General features: G+C 60.2%; 2 protein-coding genes. One reads left to right on the forward strand and one right to left on the reverse strand.

What is annotated here, in order from left to right:
- Window positions 1-72 precede the first annotated feature (72 nt).
- Window positions 73-312, forward strand: a complete 240-nt coding sequence (locus tag IVA91_RS05625) for a hypothetical protein (RefSeq protein WP_247458419.1) — start codon at window positions 73-75, stop codon at window positions 310-312.
- 492 nt (window positions 313-804) lie between these two features.
- Here IVA91_RS05625 and IVA91_RS05630 read toward each other — a convergent pair whose 3' ends face one another.
- A complete protein-coding gene (locus IVA91_RS05630; RefSeq protein WP_247458420.1) occupies window positions 805-1,848 on the reverse strand; it encodes an IS110 family transposase in 1,044 nt (347 codons plus the stop codon).
- Window positions 1,849-1,966: the final 118 nt, after the last annotated feature.

Genomic DNA, 1,966 nt, shown 5'->3' on the forward strand with positions numbered 1-1,966 from the left:
GGCTAATCGGCTGGACGAACTTCTGCCCTGGAATTGGACGCCAGCATCTGCGCTCTCCGCTCGAGCGGCGGCATGACCACCCACGTCAACAAGGTCCATTACGTCACCACCATCACCAAGGTCGCCAAAGACCTCGGCGAAGACGAAGATTGGCTGTGGGACATCGCCAACGAGATGGAGATCGAGGATGGCGTCATCTGGGTCTATGGCGTCGGAGAAGACGGCGTTCAGGCGTTCACCGACTTCGGCATCGACAACCTGATCGAGCTTATTAAGTTCTACAAGGAAAACCCTGGACTGCTGAAGCGGTGATCCTGCGGCCTACGCCGAATGGATACGTATCAGAATGCGGCCGCCTGATTGAGCAGTAGTGACCACGCTCAGGCAATTCGGATGCGGATCATCAAGATTCTTGCCGGTTTGTCGTCAGGCACGACCACGCACGGAGCGTGTTTAGACATTCAGAGAGAGGCGCCGTCATGAGTGGAACTATGGCTGTTGATAACATCATTCCGCTGACCTTGCCCCCATATGTGGAACGGCCCGCGTGGCAAGAGCTTTTTCAATTGATTCACACATTGGGACGGTGCGGTCATATGTCCGGCCTTTGCGCGCGGCACATGGCCGCCGGCCTCGATGAGATCCGCGAAACGAGGAGCCTAATCAAGTTTACGCGCTTGAGCGCATTGGGGGCAGTGGCTTCACTCGTCTCGGGATTTCGTCCCATGGGTTCATCGCCTGTTGTTGCACCTTGCCCTCTGCCGGCCTGCGCCGGTCAGATCGTTTTGGCGGTCACTGCATCCATCAGACGGCGACCGCGGTACTCACCAGTGGGTCGGGACGCCGATAAGTCCCGCCCCTATTCAGAAGCGCCCAGATGATCCGCGCTGTCTTGTTGGCCTGCGCCACCGCTGCGACCTTGAAAGGCCGTCTGGCGAGAAGCGCCTTCAGCCACGGCCGCGTCCGAGCGTCGTTTCGGGCAACCCGCAAGACGGCTGTTGCCCCGACGACAAGGAGAGCGCGAAGTTCCGGATTTCCCATCTTCGATATTCGTCCCAGCCGCTCTTTGCCTCCGCTTGAATGAGAACGCGGCGTCAATCCTAGCCAGGCAGCAAAGTGGCGAGCTGACTTGAACCCGCCGGGATCCGGCACAAGCGCCTTGATGGTTGCCGCCGTAATGGCGCCGACACCAGGGATCGTGGTCAACCGACGCATGTCCTCGTCGCGCTTGCCCTCCATGACGATTGCGCGCTCGAGCCTGTCGATCTGGTCGCCTGAAGCTTCGATCTCATCGGCAATAGCCATCAGGGCGAAGCGCGCTGCTGCGGGCAGGCGAGCATCTGTCTCGTCCCGCACGATCGCGACCAGCGCCTCAATCCTTGCCAGGCCGGCGGTGGCGATGATGCCCAATTCGGCCAGATGCGCGCGTAAGGCGGTGACCGCCTGCGTTCGCTGCCGCACCAGAAGGGCTCGGGTCTTCAGCACCATCGCGGCAGCCTGCTGCTCGACCGTCTTGATCGGGACGAAGCGCATGGTCTTTCGGGTCACCGCTTCGCTGATGGCCTCCGCGTCCGCCGCATCCGTTTTGCCTCGCTTGACGAAGGGTTTGACATAAGCCGGCGGAATGAGCCGCACCTCATGACCGAGAGCTGCGATCTCGCGCGCCCAATAGTGGGAGCTACCGCATGCTTCCATCCCCACTAGGCATGGTGGCAGCTTCTCGAAGAAACGCAGAACTTCGCTGCGCCGCAGCTTCCGGCTGAACACGGGCGAGCCCTCGGCATCCGCGCCGTGAACCTGGAAAACATGCTTAGCCAGATCCAACCCGATGGTGATAACCTGTTTCATGGAACGGTCCCTCCTTTGTGCGTTCGAACAACGACCACGTTCTAGCACTTTGATGCTGTTGGAGCGGGCCGTTCCACCACATCAAGTTTTATCCAGTCCTGAGTTCGCCCCGGCTGTT

It is taken from the genome of Bradyrhizobium sp. 153, from assembly GCF_023073835.1.
Classification (GTDB): Bacteria; Pseudomonadota; Alphaproteobacteria; order Rhizobiales; family Xanthobacteraceae; genus Bradyrhizobium.

Coding starts and splice junctions, on each gene's coding strand:
- IVA91_RS05625 (WP_247458419.1), top strand. CDS start 73: ATGACCACCCACGTCAACAAGGTCCATTACGTCACCACCATCACCAAG.
- IVA91_RS05630 (WP_247458420.1), bottom strand. CDS start 1,848: ATGAAACAGGTTATCACCATCGGGTTGGATCTGGCTAAGCATGTTTTC.